Annotated in this window: 19 protein-coding genes; 15 read left to right on the top strand and 4 right to left on the bottom strand. The window is 62.9% G+C overall.

The features are described from left to right. The 5 genes from ACE3OH_RS06395 to ACE3OH_RS06375 form a co-directional block, all read left to right on the top strand. Positions 1–769, top strand: a 769-nt coding sequence (locus ACE3OH_RS06395; protein WP_374349697.1) for a hypothetical protein, incomplete at its 5' end; no start/stop codon positions are given. Between the two features lie 167 nt (positions 770–936). Continuing rightward, entirely contained in the window at positions 937–2,781 is a 1,845-nt protein-coding gene (locus tag ACE3OH_RS06390) for a DUF1565 domain-containing protein (RefSeq protein WP_374349695.1), read from the top strand. Positions 2,782–2,963: 182 nt separating this feature from the next. Further along, complete coding sequence (locus tag ACE3OH_RS06385) at positions 2,964–3,995, top strand: Glu/Leu/Phe/Val dehydrogenase (RefSeq protein WP_374349691.1); 1,032 nt, start codon at positions 2,964–2,966, stop codon at positions 3,993–3,995. 94 nt (positions 3,996–4,089) lie between these two features. Beyond that, on the top strand, positions 4,090–5,112 hold the full coding sequence (locus ACE3OH_RS06380) for a transporter (RefSeq protein ID WP_374349688.1): 1,023 nt from the start codon (positions 4,090–4,092) through the stop codon (positions 5,110–5,112). Next, entirely contained in the window at positions 5,112–6,023 is a 912-nt protein-coding gene (locus ACE3OH_RS06375; RefSeq protein WP_374349685.1) for a DUF1853 family protein, read from the top strand. The genes ACE3OH_RS06380 and ACE3OH_RS06375 overlap by 1 nt, the downstream gene beginning before the upstream one ends. Before the next feature lie 154 nt (positions 6,024–6,177). Here the strand turns inward: ACE3OH_RS06375 and ACE3OH_RS06370 are convergent, their stop codons facing one another. Genes ACE3OH_RS06370 through purE form a run of 4 tightly spaced genes read right to left on the bottom strand, consistent with a single transcriptional unit; the run spans position 6,178 to position 9,357 of the window. Next, complete coding sequence (locus tag ACE3OH_RS06370) at positions 6,178–7,056, bottom strand: phosphoribosylaminoimidazolesuccinocarboxamide synthase (RefSeq protein ID WP_374349683.1); 879 nt, start codon at positions 7,054–7,056, stop codon at positions 6,178–6,180. Continuing rightward, positions 7,053–7,730 (bottom strand): DNA alkylation repair protein, encoded by a 678-nt coding sequence (locus ACE3OH_RS06365; RefSeq protein WP_374349680.1) that lies wholly within the window; start codon positions 7,728–7,730, stop codon positions 7,053–7,055. Before ACE3OH_RS06365 ends, ACE3OH_RS06370 begins: the two co-directional genes overlap by 4 nt. Then, positions 7,727–8,869 carry a 5-(carboxyamino)imidazole ribonucleotide synthase gene (locus tag ACE3OH_RS06360; protein ID WP_374349677.1) on the bottom strand — a complete coding sequence of 381 codons (1,143 nt, stop codon included), beginning with the start codon at positions 8,867–8,869 and terminating at the stop codon, positions 7,727–7,729. The genes ACE3OH_RS06365 and ACE3OH_RS06360 overlap by 4 nt, the downstream gene beginning before the upstream one ends. Next, positions 8,866–9,357: a 5-(carboxyamino)imidazole ribonucleotide mutase gene (gene purE, locus ACE3OH_RS06355; protein ID WP_374349674.1), complete on the bottom strand. Its 492-nt coding sequence runs from the start codon at positions 9,355–9,357 to the stop codon at positions 8,866–8,868. Before purE ends, ACE3OH_RS06360 begins: the two co-directional genes overlap by 4 nt. A 247-nt stretch (positions 9,358–9,604) precedes the next feature. Here purE and ACE3OH_RS06350 point away from each other — a divergent pair, with 247 nt between their 5' ends. From ACE3OH_RS06350 to ACE3OH_RS06305, 10 genes are all read left to right on the top strand, one after another. Then, a complete protein-coding gene (locus tag ACE3OH_RS06350; RefSeq protein ID WP_374349672.1) occupies positions 9,605–11,602 on the top strand; it encodes a ribonuclease catalytic domain-containing protein in 1,998 nt (665 codons plus the stop codon). 6 nt (positions 11,603–11,608) lie between these two features. Further along, positions 11,609–12,244 carry a lysostaphin resistance A-like protein gene (locus tag ACE3OH_RS06345; RefSeq protein ID WP_374349669.1) on the top strand — a complete coding sequence of 212 codons (636 nt, stop codon included), beginning with the start codon at positions 11,609–11,611 and terminating at the stop codon, positions 12,242–12,244. A gap of 29 nt (positions 12,245–12,273) precedes the next feature. Beyond that, positions 12,274–12,810 carry a hypothetical protein gene (locus tag ACE3OH_RS06340; RefSeq protein ID WP_374349667.1) on the top strand — a complete coding sequence of 179 codons (537 nt, stop codon included), beginning with the start codon at positions 12,274–12,276 and terminating at the stop codon, positions 12,808–12,810. 49 nt (positions 12,811–12,859) lie between these two features. Then, positions 12,860–13,960, top strand: coding sequence for a glycine cleavage system aminomethyltransferase GcvT (gene gcvT / locus ACE3OH_RS06335; RefSeq protein WP_374349664.1), 1,101 nt, complete (start codon positions 12,860–12,862; stop codon positions 13,958–13,960). Between the two features lie 76 nt (positions 13,961–14,036). Next, positions 14,037–14,729 (top strand): thiol:disulfide interchange protein DsbA/DsbL, encoded by a 693-nt coding sequence (locus ACE3OH_RS06330; protein ID WP_374349662.1) that lies wholly within the window; start codon positions 14,037–14,039, stop codon positions 14,727–14,729. Positions 14,730–14,861: 132 nt separating this feature from the next. Then, positions 14,862–15,251 carry a glycine cleavage system protein GcvH gene (gene gcvH, locus ACE3OH_RS06325; protein ID WP_374349659.1) on the top strand — a complete coding sequence of 130 codons (390 nt, stop codon included), beginning with the start codon at positions 14,862–14,864 and terminating at the stop codon, positions 15,249–15,251. A 238-nt stretch (positions 15,252–15,489) separates the two neighbouring features. Further along, complete coding sequence (gene gcvP / locus ACE3OH_RS06320; protein ID WP_374349656.1) at positions 15,490–18,357, top strand: aminomethyl-transferring glycine dehydrogenase; 2,868 nt, start codon at positions 15,490–15,492, stop codon at positions 18,355–18,357. A 140-nt stretch (positions 18,358–18,497) separates the two neighbouring features. After that, complete coding sequence (locus ACE3OH_RS06315; RefSeq protein WP_374349653.1) at positions 18,498–19,850, top strand: trypsin-like peptidase domain-containing protein; 1,353 nt, start codon at positions 18,498–18,500, stop codon at positions 19,848–19,850. A gap of 89 nt (positions 19,851–19,939) precedes the next feature. Continuing rightward, entirely contained in the window at positions 19,940–20,356 is a 417-nt protein-coding gene (locus ACE3OH_RS06310; protein WP_374349651.1) for a tol-pal system YbgF family protein, read from the top strand. A 74-nt stretch (positions 20,357–20,430) separates the two neighbouring features. Beyond that, positions 20,431–20,952: a hypothetical protein gene (locus tag ACE3OH_RS06305; protein WP_374349648.1), complete on the top strand. Its 522-nt coding sequence runs from the start codon at positions 20,431–20,433 to the stop codon at positions 20,950–20,952. Positions 20,953–21,217: the final 265 nt, after the last annotated feature.

The following is a 21,217-nucleotide window of genomic DNA, read 5'->3' as shown; positions in this document are numbered from 1 at the left end:
CGGCAGCCTTGCGGCCGCTGCCATCGACAAGCTGGTAGCGACGGGGAAAGACGGTCAGTTCACCACGATTGATGAGCTGATCAACCAGCGCCTGCTGCAGGTCTACCAGCAGGCGGATGGGCGCCCGGATCGGCACGTTGCCCTGCAAGCGGCCATCGACACCATGAGCACATTGGCGCCGCGCCACTATGGCGCCACGGTAGCCGCCCGCATCCGGCTGGCACAGCAGCTCGACCAGCAAGGCCAGTCCGCCGAGGCCGGCGCCATGCTGCAAACCGTTGCCCGGCAGGTGGAAAACGACCCGGCCAGTGCCGGCTACCTGGCCGATATCGGCAAGGCGCGCGTCTGGTTTCTGCTGCAGCACCAGCAGCCGACACAGGCCGAGGCGCTGCTGGCCAGCCCGCCGTATGCCCCCTTGCGCCACGACGCCCATGATGGCCTGGCCCTCGACCACGCCTGGGTACTTCTCGCACTGGGCAAGACCGAAGAAGGTCTGCGCCAGATGCGCTTTGCCGCCTATAGCCAGCGCAATCAACCCAACCTTAGCCAACGTCTTTATGGGGCCAAGCTGCGCAAGCCCAGCTTGCTCTACCCGGCAGACCTTGCCTATGCGCTCAACCAAGCCGGGCACAAGACCGAAGCCCATCAGATCCTCGCCACGCTGGAAGGCTATGAGTGCATTTCCGACGACGAGCAGTCTTACCTCTGGGGGCAAGTGCGCAGCAAGGCCCTGCGCAAGTTGACCGAAGGTGTGTGCCCACAGTCATGAATTGCATCGTCGGCGCTGTTCAGAGCGTGACCTTCCGCAATCGCTACCACGCGACGTCGCGAATATTGTCGCTGCACTGAGTGGCAGTGGCGCCATGCCATCGCCCTTGGCAATCTGCTCCTGGTTGCGCGCTTGTTGTTGTGCCTGGCCGCCATCACAATGAAGGCATGCGCCCAATCCAGACTCCCTTTCTTTGCCTGTTTCTGCTGTTCACCACCCTCGCCCACGCCGACCCGCTCGCTGCCACCGCCTTCCGCGCCAGTAGCGAAGCGCTGCCGCAGCTATATGCGCAGGTCACGGCCAACCCGGGCGATGCCGGGCTGAGCAAGTCCTTGTGGGTGGCGGCGCAGCTCAAGGGCAGCAATACCCTGTTTGTACGCGGGCCGGCGGGCTGGGCGGCCTGGGATGGCGCTGCGCCGCCTGCGCCATTGCTGGCCAGCACTGATGATCAATTGCTGCTCGATCTGCTTGGCGGCAGTATCGATGCGAGCTTGCTCAACCAGGCACAGGTGTATGTCGGCTTTGGCCGCGACTGGGCCGATATGCTGGGCAAGGGCAATTACGCCACCGTCTATTCCGCACCCGTCATGCAGGCCAGCATTAACCGTTATGTCGCCAGCAGCGGCAATGATGCGGCGGCCGGCACGCTCGACCAGCCCTGGCGCACCATCCAGCGGGCGGTGGATAGCGCGGCGCCGGGCACCACCATTTATGTGCGCGGTGGCGTGTACGGCGAGCGGGTCACGCTTGGCAAATCGGGCACGGCCGGTGGCGAAATCAGCCTGCGCGCCTATCCGGGTGAAGTGCCGATTCTTGATGGCAGCACCCTTAGCGCACTGGCCGGCACCACGGCCTTGCTGACGCTGGATCGGGCCAGTCATGTCAGCATCAGCGGCTTCGAGCTGCGCAATTACCGCAGCAATACTGCCGGCGCGGTGGTGGCTGGAATTCTGGTGCAGGGCTCCGGCTCGCAGATCGCGTTGCGCGACAACCATGTGCACCAAATCCAGACCACGGTTGCCAGCAGCAGCGGCAATGCCTTCGGCCTGGTGGTGTACGGTAGCGAGGCGCCGGCGTCGATCAAGCAGCTGGTGATCGACGGCAATGAGCTGGATAGCCTCAGCACCGGCTCCAGCGAGTCGATGGCAATCAACGGCAATGTGCAGTATTTCGCCGTGACCGGGAACAAGGTGCACGACAACAACAATATCGGCATCGACATCATCGGCTACGAAGGCACAGCACCGCAGGCGGCGTTTGACCGGGCGCGCGATGGCGTGCTTAGTGGCAACACCGTCTACAACATCTCCTCCTTGGCCAATCCGGCGTACAAAGCCTATTCGGCGGGCGGCATCTATGTGGATGGCGGCACCCGCATCCTGATCGAGGGCAATACCATTCGCGCCGCCGATATCGGTATCGAAGTGGCCAGCGAGCACAAGGGGACAGCCAGCGATTTTGTCACGGTGCGCAATAACCTGATCTACCAGAACAATACGGTCGGCATCTCGATTGGCGGCTATAGCGCCAGCGTGGGCGGCACCAGCCGCTGCACCATCGTCAACAACACCCTGTACCAGAACGACACATCGGGCAGCGGCAGCGGCGAATTCGCCATTGCCTTCAATGCCAGCGGCAATGTGTTCAAGAACAATCTGCTCAGCGCCAGCGCCCAGGGCGTGTTGCTGAGCCAGGCGACCAGCTATGCACAAGCCCCGGTCAGCATGGATGGCAATCTCTATTTCAGCAGCGGCAGCCCGAGCTGGCGCTGGAATGGCAAGACCCTCACCAGCCTCGCCGCCCTGCAGGCCGCCAGCCAGGGCGATGCACAATCGCTGTTTGCCAACCCGCAGCTGATCGACCCAGCGGCATCCAACTTCACACCATCGCCGCAGTCACCCGCCGTCAATCGCGGTCTGGACCTTGGCGCGGCGGTAACGGGTAGTAGCGATTGGCGCGGCCAGCCGCGCCGCATTGGTCCCGCCATCGATATCGGCGCCATCGAGCAGTAAGCGCCAGGCTTTCGCGAATTCGACGCAGGTATTACGATGCCGGCCGGGCTGGCGACACGATTGCCAGCCTGTTTGCAGCCCGGGATTACCGTCGGGGGCTGTGCCTACCTCACACCTACTGCGGAACAACGGTGCCCGGCCCACGCGACCGCGCTGCTGCATTCCGCGCGGAGCCACAAGCGATGACCGCCTTTGTATTCAACGAACCGAATTTCGACAACCACGAACAAGTGGTGTTTGTCTCGGAGCCCAAGTCCGGCCTGAAGGCCATTCTGGCCGTGCACAACACCCATCTCGGCCCTGCCATGGGCGGCTGCCGTATGTGGAACTACGCCAGCGAACATGAGGCGATTACCGATGTGCTGCGCCTGTCGCGCGGCATGACCTACAAGAACGCCGTGGCCGGCCTGCCGATCGGTGGCGGCAAGAGCGTGATTCTGGGCAACCCGAAAACCGACAAGACCCCTGCGCTATTCGAAGCGCTGGGCGAGGCGCTGGAGCGCCTGGGTGGCCGCTATATCACCGCCGAAGATGTCGGCACCACCACCGACGATATGGCCCATGTCGCCAACAAGACCCGCTATGTCGCTGGCCTTGGCGAGAGCGGCGATCCGTCGCCCTACACTGCGCTGGGCTGCTTTGTCGGCGCACAGGCTGCGGTCAAGCATCATCTGAAGCGCGATTCGATGGAAGGCCTGGTAGTGGCGCTGCAGGGCCTGGGCAATGTCGGCTTTGACTATGCGCGCCGCCTGCATGAAGCCGGCGCCAAGCTGGTGGTGGCCGATATCGACGCCGCCCGCCTGGAGCGCGCCCGCGCCGCCTTTGGTGCCGAGGTGGTGCCGGTGGATTCGATCTACGACGTGGCCGCCGATATCTACGCGCCCTGCGCCTTGGGCGCCACCCTGAACCCGGCCACCCTGCCCCGCCTCAAGGTGAAGATCGTTGCCGGCGGCGCCAATAACCAGCTGGCTACTGCCGATATCGGCGACACGCTGCGCCAGATGGGCATTCTGTACACGCCCGATTTCGTTATCAACGCAGGTGGCATCATCAAAGTGTGTTATGAACACCTGCAAAAGCCGCAAAGCGATGTAGAAGCCCATGTGCGCCAGATTGGCGACACGCTGCACGAGATCTTCCAGCGCGCCGACCGCGAAGGCCGCTCGACCTCGGTGGTCGCCGATGAGGTGGCAGAAGATCGCTTCAAACGCTAGGGGCGCGTGAGCACAGCACGCAGGTCGCGCGACCTGCGTGCCGCGTCGGCGCCGCCCGGTATTGATCAACCATCACGCTGGCTGGGGGAGGCCGATGAACCTGAATCTCGCTGAACGACAATACGGTTCCGACCATACCGGCCTGATCTGTGGCTATCTGTTTTCGCCCGGCTCGGCCGGGCGCGAACTCGATTCCGCCGAGGTAGCAGACTGGCTGGCGCAGCCCGAGTCGGCTACCGGCAACGAATTCGTCTGGCTGCATTTCAACCTTACCAATTCCTCGTGCGAGCGCTGGCTCAAGGCCAATCTCGACCTGTCCGAGTTTTACTTCGAAGCGCTGCGCGAAGGTACCCGTTCCACCCATATCGAATACGCCGACAACGCCCTGGTGGCGGTGGTCAACGATGTGCTGTACGAGTTCGCCTTCGAGGCATCGGATATTTCCACCCTGTGGCTGAGCGCCGACCGGCGCATGCTGGTCAGCAGCCGCACCAAGCCCTTGCGTTCAGTCGATAAACTGCGCGCAGCGGTGAAGCGCCGCGAAGCGTTTCGCTCGCCGGTCGAATTGCTGGTGCATCTATTGCGCGATCAGGCCGATGTGCTGGTGCAGATCGTGCGCCAGACCACCAGCCGGGTCGATAGCATCGAAGACAAGCTATTGCAGAACCGCGTCGACACCCAGCGCGCCGATCTTGGCGCCTTGCGCCGGGTGCTGGTGCGCCTGCAAAGGCTGCTGGCGCCGGAGCCGAATGCGCTGTTCCGCCTGCTGAACCGCCCGCCACGCTGGATCGCCAGCGAAGACTTGCAGGAACTGCGCCAGTCCACCGAAGAGTTTGCCGTGGTGCTGAACGATCTGACCGCGCTGGGCGAGCGTATCAAGTTGCTGCAGGAAGAAATCGCCGCCCAGCTCAATGAGCAGACCAACCGCAGCCTGTTCGTGCTGACCATCGTTACCGTGCTGGCGCTGCCGATCAATATCGTGGCCGGCCTGCTCGGCATGAATGTGGGCGGCATTCCGCTGGCCCAGCATCCGCATGGTTTCTGGGTGGTGATCAGCCTGGTCGCTACCGTGACGGCGCTGGCGGCGATCTGGGCCTTCCGCAAGCGGCCGGGCTGATGCAGCGCCTTGCCGACCTGCACTGGCTGCTGTGCTCGCCCTCGCTGATCAGCAGCGCACCATTGCCGTCCAATGCACGACTGGGAGACGCGACACTCGGCGAGCACTGGTGGCGCAGCCTGCCCCAGGCAGCGCTGGATGCACAGCTGGCGCAATGGTCGCCCCAGCAGCCATTCCGGCTTGGCCGCTATGCCGAGCAGCTGATGCACACGGCGCTGACCAGTCTGCCGCAACACCGCTTGCTGGCCAGCCAGTTGCCGGTACGGGTGAACGGAATCAGCCATGGCGAGTTCGACTTTCTGCTGCAGGCCGATCGCGGCCACTGCCTGCATATCGAGCTGGCGGTAAAAATCTATCTGGTGCTCGATACCTCGACCGGCGTGCATTGCGTCGGCCCGGGCCTGCGCGATGCCTTCGACCTCAAGCTCGATCGCCTGTGCCACCATCAGCTTGGCCTGGCCGCCAGCGCAGCAGGCCGCGCCTGCCTGCCGGGCGGCATCCATGGCGATATCGAGGCCATGGCCTGGCTGCGTGGCTGGCTGTTTTATCGCGACCCGCAGCAGCCGGCGGCGGCCCATCCGGCCCTGGCTGATTCACATCTGCGCGGCTGGTGGCGCCGCTGGGGTGAGGAACTACCGCAAACCCGCAGTGACAGCCGCTGGCGCATGCTGGGCAAGCAGGACTGGCTGGCCAGCCACGCGGCAGCGCACGACAGCGGCAATCTGGCTGCCTTGCAGGCGGCACTGGCGCACTACTTTGCCCATAGCGAGGTGGCAGTGATGGTGGCCGAATATGCGCCGCCCGAAGCCGGCGGCGCCGAGCTGGCGCGCGGCATGCTGGTGGCAGCACACTGGCCGCCGGCCGGCATGCTTGGCCAGCTGCAGCAGAAAATCGCCGCATTGCCGCGCTAGCGCTGGCCAGGCGACGGCTCAGCCAACAGGGGCACTACTTGCCGCCCGGGGAAACGCTGAACACATCCACATACGTGCTGCAGCTTAAGGCCCGGGTTTCCCGGGGCCGGTGATGCTGGTTGAAAACCCGATCTATTCAGCGCTTCCTTAGATATCAGCCAGTCAGCTTTTCCAGCGCTTCGCGGTACTTGGCGGCGGTGCGCTCGGCCACCTCGGCCGGCAGGGCCGGTGCTGGCGGAGTCTTGTTCCAGCCGGTGGTTTCCAGCCAGTCGCGCACAAACTGCTTGTCGTAGCTGGGTGGATTGCTGCCCGGCTGGTATTGGTCGGCCGGCCAGAAGCGGCTGGAATCCGGCGTCAGGGCCTCGTCCATCAGGCATAGCGTGCCGTGCTCATCGAGGCCGAATTCGAACTTGGTGTCGGCGATGATGATGCCGCGGGTGGCGGCGTATTCGCTGGCGGCCAGGTAGAGCTTGATGGCAGTGTCGCGCACCTTGGCTGCGAGGTCGGCCCCAATCAAGTCACAGGTCTGCTCGAAGGAAATCGGCTCGTCATGATCCCCTACCGCCGCCTTGGTCGACGGGGTGAAAATCGGCTCGGGCAACTTTTGCGCTTCGATAAGGCCAGCCGGCAAGGTAATGCCGCTCACCTTGCCGGTGGCTTTGTAGTCTTTCCAGCCGCCGCCGACGATATAGCCGCGCACCACCGCCTCGACCGGCACTGGCTTGAGGCGTTTGCACACCACCGCACGGCCTTCTACCTGCGGCAGGTCTTCGGCGCTGACCACGTCCTCGGGTTTATCGCCGGTAAAGTGGCTGGGCACCAAATCGCGGAGCTTGTCGAACCAGAAGTTGGAGATCGCCGTAAGAATCTGCCCCTTGGCCGGAATCGGCTCGTTGAGGATCACATCGAAGGCCGACAGGCGATCGGTGGCGATCATCAGCATGCGCTGCGCGTCGATCTCGTACAGATCGCGCACCTTGCCGCTGTAGATCTTTTTCAGGCTTTTCAGATTGGTGGTGGTGATGCCGCTCATGCTGGCTCCTTGGCGAAGTGTTTCAGGGCTTCGCGCCGTGATAGCGGCGCAAGCGGTGTGGCGTTGACAAAGTCCCGCACCGCATCGGGGGCGGTGTAGGCATATTCACGCAAGGCCCAGCCTATGGCCTTGCGGATAAAGAATTCGGCGTCACCGGCATTGGCCGCGCAATAGTCGAACAGGCGTGCGTGATCGGTGCTGGTTTTGTAGCCGAGCTGATGCAGGATAGCGACCCGGCGCAGCCAGATATCCGGGTGGCGGCTCAACTGGTCCATGCGCGCCTGCAGGGCGCGATGCCGACCGACCAGGCCGCCGATCACCCACGATGCCAGTCCGTCAACGCTATCCCACCAGGGCTTGCTTTGCACCAGCGCCTCAAGCGCCGGCAGGCTGTCGGGCGTCAGGCGGGCAATATGGCGGTCGAGCAGATCGATCGCCACATACTGGAATTCACGCTCCGGCTGCTGCCATAGCTGTTCGGCCAAGGCCAGCAGCTGGGCGGAATCCATATCGCGGCCAGCGTGGATAAAGGCCTTGGCGGCCCGGCGCCGCGCCGGGGTCGGCACCCCGAGAAAATCGAACTGCTCGCGCATATAGGCGCGCATGGCCGGTGCGCGGCCGGGCTCGGCTGCTGCCGTCAGCACCTGCCGCAGCGCAGCCAGCGCCCCGGTCATGGCGCCAGCGTATCCTTGATCGCTTCAGCTTGCGCCAGCGCCGCCTCGGCACTATCGGCCAGCACGCAGAAGTGGCCCATCTTGCGCCCCGGTCGCGCTTCCTTTTTGCCGTAAAGATGCAGATGGGCGTTCGGCGCCTGCATCAGCACATCCCATTTCGGCTCGCCACCATCGGCCTGCCACACATCGCCGAGCAGATTGACCATGGCGATCGGGCTCAACAGATCGGTGCGGCCCGGATGCAGCGCACACATGGCGCGCACCTGTTGCTCGTATTGGCTGGTGACACAGGCATCGATGGTGTAGTGGCCGGAATTATGCGGACGTGGCGCCATTTCATTGACGACCAGTTCGCCGCCCTGCAGCACGAAGAACTCCACTGCCAGCACGCCGACATAATCGAGCGCCTCGGCCAGCTTCAGCGCCATCTGCTGCGCCTTGGCGGCCAGCGCCGGGTCGATCTGTGCCGGCACGATGCTGATATCGAGTATCCCCTTGGCGTGGCGATTCTCGGCTACCGGAAACACTGCCACTTCATGCGGGCTGCTGCGGGTGACGATGGCCGATACTTCCAGTTCCAGCGGCAGCATCTTTTCCAGCACACAGGGCTGGCCGCCGAGGTCGGCGTAGGCGGCACGCGCTTCCGCAGCCGTCTTGACCCGCACCTGCCCCTTGCCGTCGTAACCGAGGCGGGCGGTTTTCAGGATGCCGGGCAGATAGGGCGTCAGGTCGTGGTTCAGCCCTTCCACCGTTTCAATGGCCAGATACGGTGCGGTGGCGAGGCCAGCCTTGGCGATCCAGCTTTTTTCGGCGATGCGGTCCTGCGCAATGGCCACGCAGTCACCCGAGGGGCTGACCGGCACATGCTGAGCCAGCCAGCGCATCGAGTCGGCATTGACGTTCTCGAACTCAGTGGTGATGGCCGCACAGGTCTCGGCCATTTCCTTCAAGGCGGCATGGTCGTTGAACGGCGCGCACAGATGCACATCGGCATAGTCGGCCGCTGGCGCATTGCCATCGGGGTCGAGCACGGTGACGCGATAGCCCATGGTCTTGGCAGCCACGGCGAACATGCGGCCAAGCTGGCCGCCACCGAGAATGCCGAGCATGGCGGGCGGCAGGATGGGCTGGCGCATCACTCCACCTCGGGCAGGGTCATATCCAGCACGGTGTTTTTCTGCGTCTCGCGGAAGGCATTGAGGCGCTCACGCAATTCGGGCAGCTCGTTGGCCAGCATGGCAATGGCAAACAGGGCCGCATTGGCAGCACCTGCTTCACCAATGGCAAAGGTGGCGACCGGAATGCCCTTGGGCATCTGCACGATCGACAGCAGCGAGTCTTCACCGCGCAGATATTTGGACGGCACCGGTACACCCAGCACTGGCACCACCGTTTTGGCAGCCAGCATGCCCGGCAGATGAGCGGCCCCGCCGGCGCCGGCGATGATCGCCTTCAAGCCGCGCGCTTGGGCGGCTTCGGCGTATTCAAACAGCAGGTCAGGGGTGCGGTGAGCGGAAACAACGCGCGCCTCGAAGGCGATGCCGAAGGCTTTGAGCTGACGGGCGGCGTGTTGCATCACCTCCCAGTCCGAGTTGCTGCCCATCACCAGGCCAACTTGGATATCCACGGGGTTTAATCCCTTGTTTCAAAAAGTGGATTTTACAGAAATTCGCCAGAAGGCCAAATGCTGCGTGCAAAGCAGTAAACAAGCGCCTGCAGGCCGCATTTGCGCGGCTGGGCGGGCCTGTGGAGCGGCGCCATCTGCGCCGTGCGGCATGCAATCAACCGAATACTCGGGCGGACGCGCTGCTTGGCGCTCCGGTATAATCCGCGCCTCTCCGTCTCCCCCCGACCGCCCCCGCCGGCGGCCCCGCATGAACGTCTTTTACGAAGAAAGCGGCGACTTCAAGGTTGCCGCCATCATGAGCGAGTCCGACGCCACCTTGCAGATCGAGGATGCGCGCGGCAAACGCAGCAAGATCAAGGCGCACGATGTGCGTATCCGCTTCGACAAGCTGTCGCTCGCCGACTTCACCGCCCAGGCCAATGCCATGGCCGGCGAGCTGGATCTGGACTTTATCTGGGAAGTGGCCGGCAGCGAGGAGTTCGGCTTCCTCGATCTGGCCCGCGAGTACTACAGCCCCAATCCGAGCCCGCTGGAGCAGGCGGCGATGGTGATCCGCCTGCATGGCGCACCGATGTATTTCTACCGCAAGGGCCGTGGCCGCTATAAGGCGGCGCCGGAAGAAAACCTGCGCGCCGCCAAGGCCGGGCAGGAAAAGAAGGCGCGCGAAGCCGCCCTGATGGCGCAATGGCAGGCCGATATGCAGGCCGGCACGCTGCCCGACGCGATCAAGTCGCAAATCAAGACGCTGCTGCACCGGCCCGACAAGAACACCATCGAATGGAAGGCAGTGGCGGCCGCGGCAGAAGCCAGCCATATCACCGTGCTGCGCCTGCTGGTCAATTGCGGTGCCATTCCCGATGTGGAAGCCTGGCTGCTCGATGGCTTCCTCGCTGAATACTTTCCCAAGGGCATCGGCTTTCCGGCCATCGACCTGCCGGCGGCGCCGACCGATCTGCCCGATGCGGGCGTGCGCGCCTTCTCGATCGACGATGCGGCCACCACCGAAATCGACGATGCGCTGTCGGTCACCGCGCTGGCCGATGGCAATACCCGCGTCGGCATCCATATCGCCGCGCCGACCCTGGGGGTGGAAAAAGACTCGGTGATGGAGCAGGTGGTGCTGGCACGCCTGTCCACCGTCTACTTCCCCGGCGACAAGATCACCATGCTGCCCGACGCCGTGGTGGAGCGCTTTACCCTGGCCGAAGGGCAAGACTGCCCGGCGGTGAGCCTGTATGTAACGGTAACGCCAGAATTCGACATCGTGGCCAGCGAAAGCCGGCTCGACCGCGTGCATATCGCCGCCAACCTGCGCCACCACGACCTCGACCCGGTGTTCAACGAAGAAACGGTCGCCCTGCCCGATGGCGGCCCGGACTACCCGTGGAAATCGGAGCTGCTTTACCTGCACCGCTTCGCCATCGCGCTGGAAAAAGCGCGCGGCAAGCATGATCCGAACCGGGTGGAGCGGCCGGATTACAGCTTTGCCATTGATCGCGAGGCCGACGGCAGCAAGCGGGTGCGCATCTACCCACGCAAGCGTGGCAGCCCGATGGACAAGCTGGTGGCCGAGCTGATGATCCTGTGCAATAGCACCTGGGGCAAACAGCTGGCCGATGCGCGCATTCCGGCCATCTACCGTGCGCAAAGCATGGGCCGGGTACGCATGACCACCCAGCCTTCGCCGCATGTCGGCCTCGGTGTCGCGCAGTACAGCTGGGCCAGCTCGCCCTTGCGCCGCGCCGCCGACTTTATCAACCAGCAACAGCTGCTGGCCATGCTCAGCGGCGAGCCGCCACGCTATGCGCAGCGCGACCCGATGCTGTTTGCCGCCCTGCGCGACTTCGACCAGACCTATAACGCCTATGCCGAATTCCAGGGCCGCATGGAGCGCTACTGGTGCCTGAAGTGGCTGGAGCAGGAAGGCGTGAAGGAAATCGGCGCCACTGTCATCAAGGAAAACCTGGTGCGCTTCACCGGCCTGCCCTTGATGCTGCGCATCGCCGGCCTGCCGGAATTGGCCCGCGGTACGCCGGTCAAGCTGCAGCTGATCAGCACCGACTATCTGGAACTGTCGCTGGAATGCCGCCTGCTGGAAGCGGGTGAGCCAGTGGCGGTGGTGGAAGAGGAAGAAGAGATCGCCGAAGCGGCCGAGGCCGAGGTGGAGGCAGAAGTGGCAGTCGCCGAGGGCGATGCGCCACCGGCACCGGCTGCCGAGCCGCCAAGCGACGCACCGCAGGGCTAGCAGACCATGCCTTGGCTAGCGCTGGCCGGCGCCACGGGCTTTATTGTCAGCCTGCTGCTCGCCCGCTTCGGCCAGCGCCGCGCAAAGGCGGCTGGTTTTGTGCTGGCGGGTGTGCTGGGCCTGGCTATCGGCTTCGGGCTGATCAAGGGTTTCGGGCGCATCAGCGCCGGCCCGCTCAGCCTCAATGCCGACAAGCTGTTTATCGGCATCAGCCTGGCGCTGATCCTGCCCTCGCCGTGGCGCTGGAATCGCGCCTGCTGGGCCTGGCTGGGGCTGGCACTGGGCAGTTTGCCGCTGCTGGCCTGGCTCAGCGGTTTTGTGCACTGGCAACCGGCGCTGAGCTGGCCGGTGCTGTGGTTTATCGTCGGCAACCTGCCCAGCTGCATTGCCGAAGATTTTTTCTTCCGGCGCTTTGTGCAGGATCATCTGCACCGGCTCGGCAAGGTGGGCGAAATCCTGCTCACTGCCACCCTGTTCGGCCTGGCACACCTGGGCGGCGGGCCGCTGTTTGCCATGCTGGCGTTGCTCGCCGGCGTGTATTACAGCGCGGTTTATCGCGCCAGTGGCAATAGCGTCTGGGCCGTTACCGGCGTGCACTGGCTGGTGAACATTGCCCGGTTTGTGTTGTTTGGCCTGCCCTGATGACAGGCTTGCTGCAAGTGAATTGAGTCATGCAAAAAACCGAGCGTATTGATCACTACCTGCCCTGTCGCTTCAAAAGCGGCGCCATCATCAAGCAGTTTTCCAAGCCCTGCGTGCAATGCGGGCAGATGCTGCAGGCCAAGCATATGCACGGCATTGCAAGGCTGGTGGAAGATCATCTGGCGCTGGCGGCCACTGCCGACTGCCCGGCCTGCCACGCCAAATTCGGCGTCGCTTGCGTAATCGACAATGAAAAGCGGGTGCGCCGCGTGGTGCTGCCGGTATGGGGCTTCAAGCTGTATCTACGGTTATTGCCCGAGCAAGCCGGCGAGTTGGCCGCACGTGAGGCGGCGCGTGCGCAGCTGGCGGCGGAACGCCCCGCCCAGCCGGCCGCGCCCGTCGATTACCCGCGCGCCGATACCGCCCTGGGCCAGTACGCCGGCAAGCCGATTCCGGCCCATATTGTCGTCGATGGCAGGCAAGTGCCATTTGACCGCATCGAATTAACTGGCAAGATCGCGCCCGGTGAATACCTGCTGGATGGCCACCTGGTCTATAAACCGTGATCGTCATGCCGGCGCCGCGTTGAACCCCATCAAACCAAGGAAAAACAACATGCCCAATCGTACCCCTCTGTTCGACGCCCATCTGGCCTGCAATGGCAAGATGGTGGACTTTGCCGGCTGGGAAATGCCGATCAACTATGGCTCGCAGATTACCGAACACGATGCGGTGCGCGGCGATGCCGGCATGTTCGATGTGAGCCATATGACGGCGGTCGATGTGCGCGGCGAGCGTGCCACCGAGTTCTTCCAGAAGCTGATCGGCAACGATGTGGCCAAGCTGGCCTTTGATGGCAAGGCGCTGTACTCGGGCATGTACAACGAAGCGGGCGGGGTGATCGACGATCTGATCGTCTACCGCACCAGCTGGGGCTACCGCGTGGTGGTCAATGCCGGCACCACCGATAAGGACTTGGCCTGGATGAGCCCGATCGCCGCCAGCTTTGGCGTGGAACTGAGCCCGCGCCGCGATCTGGCGATGATCGCCGTGCAAGGCCCCAATGCCATTGCCAAAGCCAAGGCGGCCAAGCCCGATGCGGCCGCGCTGATCGACAGCCTGCAGGTGTTCCAGGGCCTGCCCCATGGTGAATGGTTCTTCGCCCGCACCGGCTACACCGGTGAAGACGGCCTGGAAATCTCCCTGCCGGCCGGCGAAGCGATTGCCTTCTGGAACCAATTGCTGGCGGCTGGCGTCGCACCGGCGGGTCTCGGTGCGCGCGACACCTTGCGGCTTGAGGCGGGCATGAATCTGTACGGCAATGAAATGGATGACAGCGTCTCGCCACTGGCAGCCGGCATGGGCTGGACCATTGCCTGGGAGCCAGCAGGCCGCGACTTTGTCGGCCGCAGCGTGATCGAAGCCGAGCGTGCTGATCGCACTGCCGGCAAGGCGGGCCTATTGAAGCAAGTGGGCCTGGTGTACGAGGGCAAGGGCGTGTTGCGCGGCCATATGAAGGTGGTGACCGAGGCCGGCGACGGCGAGATCACCTCCGGTACCTTCTCGCCCAGCCTGAAGGTGTCGATCGCCATGGCGCGCGTGCCACTGGCCACCAAGGTCGGCGATACCGTCCAGGTGGATGTGCGCGGCACTTTGCAGCCGGCCCGCGTAGTGAAGATGCCGTTCGTACGCAATGGCAAGAAAGTGTTCGAGTAAGTCGCCGACCAAACAGACCGGCGGGCGCAAGGCTTGCGTCCGCTTTTCAACCCTTATCTTGTTCAAGGATCAGACCATGCTGCACGCAATTACCCGTCGCTCCGTTTTGTTTGGCCTTGCTGCCCTGGCCGCATTTGGCGTCAACGCCGCCGAGCCGGTGGCCGGCACTGACTACCAGGTCTTGAAAACCCCGCAGCCGATTGCCACTCCCGGCAAGGGCGAAGTGATCGAATTCTTCTGGTATGGCTGCCCGCACTGCTTCCACTACGAGCCATTTGTGGAAGCCTGGGCCAAGACCCTGCCCAAGGACGTGGTATTCCGCCGTGAGCATGCACTGTTTGCCGGCCGCAGCGATATGGAAGGCCATGGCCGCCTGTTTGTGGCGCTCAAATCGCTGGGCAAGGTGGAAGCGCTGACGCCCAAGGTATTCGACGCGATCCACAAGGACAAGATCGAGCTGCGCGACCAGGACAAATTGTTCGACTGGATCAGCAAGCAAGGCGTTGATCGCAAGCAGTTCGAAGGCGCTTACGGCGCGTTCAGCATGCAGGCCGAACTTAAGCGCCAGGAACAGAATGTGGCTACCTATCAGCTCACTGGCGTGCCGGCCTTCGTGGTCAATGGCAAGTATGTGGTCAGCGCCAAGGGCGGTGACGAAAACGGCCAGCAGCTGTTTGCCACCATCAATGCCCTGCTGACCAAGGACAAGCCGGCTGGCAAGGACGCCAAGCCCGCCAGCAAGGATGCAAAGGCAGCAGCAAAGAAGTGACCCGTGATGGTTCCCTTGCCGGTAACTGCAGCGGAACCCACTACACATTTGCTAGAATCCAGCCCGGCCTTTAGCCGTACCGGCAAACGATAAAACCGGCATTCCCGTGCCGACCAACGAGAAAGCGAACCCATGAGCACCAATATCCCCGGCGATCTGAAATATGTGGCCAGCCACGAGTGGCTGCGCGTTGAAGCCGACGGCAGCGTTACCGTCGGCATTACCGATCACGCGCAAAGCCTGCTGGGCGATGTGGTGTTTGTGGAAGTGCCGAGCGTGGGCGCCAAGCTGGCTGCCGATGCTGGTGCCGGCGTGGTGGAGTCGGTGAAGTCCGCGTCCGACGTCTACGCCCCGATCGCCGGCGAAATCGTGGCGGTGAACGAAGCCCTGGCCGACGCCCCCGATACGGTGAACAGCGACCCGTATGGCGCTGGCTGGTTCTTCAAGATCAAGCCGGCCAATGCTGCCGACCTCGACAGCCTGATGGACGCCGCCGCCTACGCTGCCGAAATCGGCGCGTAAGGAATTCAAAACCCAAAACCTGTAAACACAGAGGGCATTGAGAGCACAGAGGACACAGAGAAAGACAAATCCATCAATCGGGTTTTCTCTGTGTGCTCTGTGTTCTCCCCGGTCTCTGTGTTTACAGACTTGGGTTTGGCTTTCCAGCAGCCCTCCCACCGGTCGCCACAAGCGGCCGGTTTGCCATTCCTGTGTATGCCGTGCCGTATCCCGCCTGGCTAACCGACAAGGTCCTACCATGACGCCGCTCTCCGCCCTCGAAAACAGCAATGAATTCATCCACCGCCACATCGGCCCCGACGAGGGCGAGATTGCGGCGATGCTCAAGGAGGTCGGCGCCGAATCGCTCGACCAGTTCGTCGAAACCACCCTGCCCGCCACCATCCTCGGCGGCACGCCGCTGGCCCTGCCCGATGCGGTGACCGAAGAAGCGGCGCTGGCCGAGTTGTCTGCCATTGCCAAGAAGAATGTGGTGGCCCGCGCCTTTATCGGCATGGGCTACAGCGAAGTGATCACCCCCAAGGTGATTCTGCGCAATGTGTTCGAAAACCCGGCCTGGTACACCGCCTACACGCCGTATCAGGCCGAGATCAGCCAGGGCCGCCTGCAGTGCCTGCTGAATTACCAGCAAGTGGTGCTCGACCTCACCGGCATGGAGCTGGCCAATGCCTCGCTGCTGGACGAAGCCACCGCCGCCGCCGAAGCCATGGCGATGGCGCGCCGCGTGTCCAAGTCGCAATCGAACCGCTACTTTGTCGATCGCGACGCCTTCCCGCAGACCATCGACGTGCTCAAGACCCGCGCCAAGGCATTCGGCTGGGAACTGATCTACGGTGCTCCGGGCGAAGCGAAAGATCACGAAGTGTTCGGCGCGCTGTTCCAGTACCCCAATGTCAACGGCGAAATCGTTGATCTGGAAGCGGCCATCGCTGCCGTCAAGGCCATGGGCGGCCTGGTGGCGCTGGCCACCGACCCGATGGCCCTGGTGGTGTTGAAGAGCCCGGCCAGCCTCGGCGCCGATATTGCGCTGGGCTCGATGCAGCGCTTTGGCGTGCCGATGGGCTTTGGTGGCCCGCACGCCGCCTTCTTTGCCACCAAGGACGAATACAAGCGCTCGGTACCGGGCCGCATCATCGGCGTATCGATCGACGCCAATGGCAAGCCGGCCCTGCGCATGGCCCTGCAGACCCGCGAGCAGCATATCCGCCGCGAGAAGGCCAATTCGAATATCTGTACCTCGCAAGTGCTGCTGGCCAATATCGCCTCGCTGTATGCCGTCTACCACGGCCCGGTTGGCCTCAAGCGCATTGCCGATCGCATCCATCGCCTCACCGCCATCTTCGCCGAAGGCCTGCGTCGCGTGGGTGTAACGGTGCAGACCCGTCATTTCTTCGACACCGTGGTGGTCGATCTGGGTGCCAAGGCGCATATCGCCTTCGAAGCCGCCGCCGCCGCCGGTTACAACCTGCGCCACGTGTCGTCCAGCCAGCTCGGCATCAGCTTTGGTGAAAAAGCCAGCCGCGACGATGTAAAGGCCCTGTGGACCGCCCTGGTCGGCGATGCCGCCAAGGCGCTCGATGTCGAGCTGCTCGATCAGGAACGCATCACCCATCTGCCCAAGCTGGCCTTGCGCAGCGATGCCATCCTCACCCACGCTGTTTTCAACGCGCACCACACCGAAACGGAAATGCTGCGCTTTATGCGCAAGCTGCAGAACAAGGACCTGGCGCTCGATCACTCGATGATCTCGCTCGGCTCCTGCACCATGAAGCTCAATGCCACCGCCGAGATGATCCCGGTGACCTGGCCCGAGTTCGGCGATATCCACCCGTTTGCCCCCGCCTCGCAAACCCGTGGTTATCTGGAAATGATCGAGGGCCTCTCGGAGCAGCTGAAGGCCATCACCGGCTTTGACGCCATCTGCATGCAGCCCAACTCGGGCGCGCAGGGCGAATACGCTGGCCTGCTGGCGATCCGCCGTTATCACGAAGCGCGCGGCGAAGGCCATCGCAATATTTGCCTGATTCCGCAATCGGCCCACGGCACCAACCCGGCTACCGCGCAGATGATGTCGATGCAAGTCGTCGTCGTTGCCTGTGACGAAAAGGGCAACGTCAATGTGGACGACCTGAAAGCCAAGGCCGAGCAACACAGCGCCAACCTCGCCTGCCTGATGATCACCTACCCGTCCACCCATGGCGTGTATGAAGAGGCGATCCGCGATATCTGCGCCATCATCCACAGCCATGGCGGCCAGGTGTATATGGACGGCGCCAATATGAATGCGCAGGTGGGCCTGGTGAAGCCGGCCGAAATCGGCGCCGACGTGCTGCATATGAACCTGCACAAGACCTTCTGCATTCCGCACGGCGGCGGCGGCCCCGGCATGGGCCCGATCGGCATGAAGGCACATCTGGCACCGCATGCCGCCAACCACGTGGTCGCCCCGATCGATGGCCCGCACCGTGGCCAATCGGCGGTGTCGGCCGCGCCATTCGGTTCGGCCTCCATCCTGGTGATCAGCTGGATGTATATCCGCATGATGGGCGGCAATGGCCTGAAGAAGGCAACGCAAGCGGCCCTGCTCAACGCCAACTACCTGGCCAAGAAGCTGAGCGCCCACTACCCGATCCTGTACACCGGCAAGAACGGCCGCGTGGCGCACGAGTGCATTGTCGATCTGCGCCCGCTGAAGGCCGCTACCGGCATCACCGAAGTGGACATGGCCAAGCGCCTGATGGACTACGGCTTCCACGCCCCGACCATGAGCTTCCCGGTACCCGGCACCTTTATGATCGAGCCGACCGAGTCGGAATCGAAGGCCGAGATCGATCGCTTTATCGAAGCCATGGTGAGCATCCGCGCCGAAGTGGACAAGGTGGGCAAGGGCGAATGGCCGGCGGACAACAACCCGCTCAAGCACGCCCCGCACACCCAGTTCGTGGTGACTGGCGCCTGGGAGCGGCCTTACAGCCGCGAGGAGGCCGCTTACCCGCTGGAATGGGTGCGCGACAACAAGTTCTGGCCAAGCGTGGGCCGCATTGACGACGCCTACGGCGACCGCAATGTGGTGTGTTCCTGCCCGAGCATCGATGCTTACAGCTAAGCGCCGGCCTTAGAACCTGTTCGCGATCAAGACGGCCCGCCTGGGGCCGTCTTTTTTTCACCCGCGCCGGGCTGCTGCATGGGCTGCCCGCTGCGGCCTGCTGCGCTATCATGAGCCACCCAGCCGATGCGGATGCCAAAGTGAGTCAATCCAAAAAGACGCTTTACGCAGTTTTGGGGGTGGCGCGCGATGCCGACGCGGCAACCATTTCCGAGGCCTATGCCAGCCTCAAGCAGCGCATCGCCAGCGAGCCGCACGGCAGCGAGCGCGATAACCAGCTCGGCTTTATCGAACACGCGTTCCAGACCCTGCACGATCCGGCACGGCGTGCCCGCTATGAGCAAAAGCTGCACGACGAAGCCCTCGCCGTCGCCTCGATCGTCGAGGCCGAACCGGAGCCATCACGTCGCGGCTGGATCATCGCTGCCGCAATCCTGGCCGCCTTGCTGCTCTGGGCCGGCCTGCACTGGCTACGCCGCAGCAAGCCGGCTCCGGCGCCCATACCCTATGTCGCGCTGGCAAACAGCAATGCGCCGATCAACACGGCTGGTCCACAGTCGGAGCTGACGCCGGCCGCCATTTTCCGCAAGGTCAGCAATGCCATCGTGGTGGTAATCGGCGAGCAGCCGAGTGGCAAGGCCGACACTGGCGCCAGCTCGCTGGGCAGTGGCGTGGTGATCGGTCCGGCCCAGGTCGTGACCAATTGCCATGTCACCGCTGAGTTTCGCGTGCTGCGTGTACGCTATCGCGAGCAATTGCTGGATGCACAAGCCAAGTATGTCGATCGTGGCCACGATCTGTGCCTGCTTGAGGTGCCGCAGCTGGATGCACCGGCGATTACCGTGGGCAGCGTCAACAACCTCAATATCGGCGACCGCGTGGTGGCCCTGGGCACGCCGCAAGGCTTGGAGCTGACCCTGAGCGAGGGAGTGGTATCGGCACTGCGCCGCCATGAAGACGGCAAGGTGATCCAGACCTCGGCACCGATTTCACCGGGCTCCAGCGGTGGAGGCCTGTTCGATCGCTACGGCCAGCTGGTCGGCATTACCACTTTCCAGCTACGCGCCGGGCAGAATCTCAACTTTGCCGTTCCGGCCGACTGGATCGCACAGCTGGAAAAACGCAATGGCAACCAGGATCGCCTGCTGCCCGATGAGGAAGCGCCATCCGACAACCAAGCCGGCGAGCAGGCTGACCGCATTGCCCGGCATCTGGTCGGCCACTGGAGCTGCACCGCCTCCAATGGCAATACCCAGTTGATCACCCTCGACTTTGGCGCCAACGGCAGCATGGTGTTTTTCCGCCGCAACAGCGCCGGCAAGGTGTTCAATACCGCCGGCAGCTACCGGATAGTGGGCCCGGACGCCCTGGTGCTCGATTCACCCGAGTTAGGGGCGGTCGCTGCCCGCCTGGTCGATTTCAGCCCGCGCCACACCATGCTGGAATTCGGATTCTCAGGCGAGCGGGTGCTGGCCGATTGCAATCGGGCTTGATATCGACCACCGCTGATTCACGATAAACTGCAGCGCCGCCGCAACCCGGCAGCCTCACCACCCATCATGCCCAGTATCGAGGAGCATCCATGACCGCCCTGCCCACCATCCTGCACGAACCCATCCAGGCCCTGCTTGATGAAGGCGACAAGTATTTCGACAAGGGCAAATTCGACGAGGCCCTGACCAAGTACGAGGAAGCACAAGCCCTGCTCCCCAGCGATACCGAGCGCTGGGAAGCGAGCTCCTGGGTGTTGGCCGCCATCGGCGACACCTGCTTTTTGACCGGCGACTACCTGCGCGGCCAACAAGCCCTCGACCAAGCCTCGCGCTGCCCGGAAGGGGCGACCAATGCCTTCATCCAGCTGCGGTTAGGCCAGTGCGAATTCGAGCTTGGCCGGCTCGATCAGGCCGTGGTGGCACTGAGTTTGGCGTTTGCCACCGGCGGGGAAGAGGTGTTTGAGGATGAGGATGCGAAGTATCGGGGGTGTGTGCATCAGCGGTAGCATCGCAATCAAGCTGATTGCACTGGGGCTTTGGCCTTGATCGCTGGATGATGTTGAGGACACGGAGAGGCTGTATGTCTACTGACTCATGGTCGTGGATTTTTTCACTACCTATCAATGAGGCTCCTGCCAATGAAGTTGAGCCTCGATCTGCAGAATTTGCTGGATTATTTGAGAAGTATCCTGAAGACTATCTGCAAAACGAGTCGCCGCGTTATTTCATAGAGAATTATCTGGAGTCGCTTGCCAAAAGCTTTGATCTTCAAAGTCTAAACTATATATGGTTGCCATTTAAGCTACTTTGTGGCAGTGAGATTTCTGAGGTTGTTGCTGCATATGGCGTACTTCTAGATTCCTGCGATAACGAACCTTCTATCATTGCCAACGATGGCTGGGGGATTTCGGCAGAGGATATTCAAATTACCGCATCTCTAGATCATGACGAATTTATTGAGCTGGTAAATATTGATCGTAAAAATCGGCCGGATACGCCGAGCGCACCAAAACTCATTCATTACCTCCGGAATAATCAAAATTGGTTCCGGCACATCGAACGTTCAAGTCGATGTGCTCTGTATGTGCTTTACCAACACTAACAGGCCGTTGAAAAAGAACCTTCCTGGGCCGTAGGGCGCAATTAAAGCGAAGCGTATTGCGCCGAATGGGCGACGTTGACTTTATGCGCCTGCGGCGCGAATGATTTAGGGCGGGATTGCGTCCGGCCGCCGCCTGACTTTCTAGTCTTGCCAAGAAAGTCAGCAAAGAAGGCGCGCCCGCGGTGGCGCCCGGCTGCGCCGGGTTCCCTGCGCTTCTCGCCCAAGTCGGCGGCTCGGGAACTCGGCCCTGCGGGCCTCAGACACC

It is taken from the genome of Chitinimonas sp. (assembly GCF_041904975.1).
Taxonomy (GTDB): Bacteria; Pseudomonadota; Gammaproteobacteria; order Burkholderiales; family Chitinimonadaceae; genus Chitinimonas.
The sequence above is the reverse complement of the archived record's forward strand: the minus strand, read 5'-3'. Positions and strand labels throughout refer to the sequence as shown.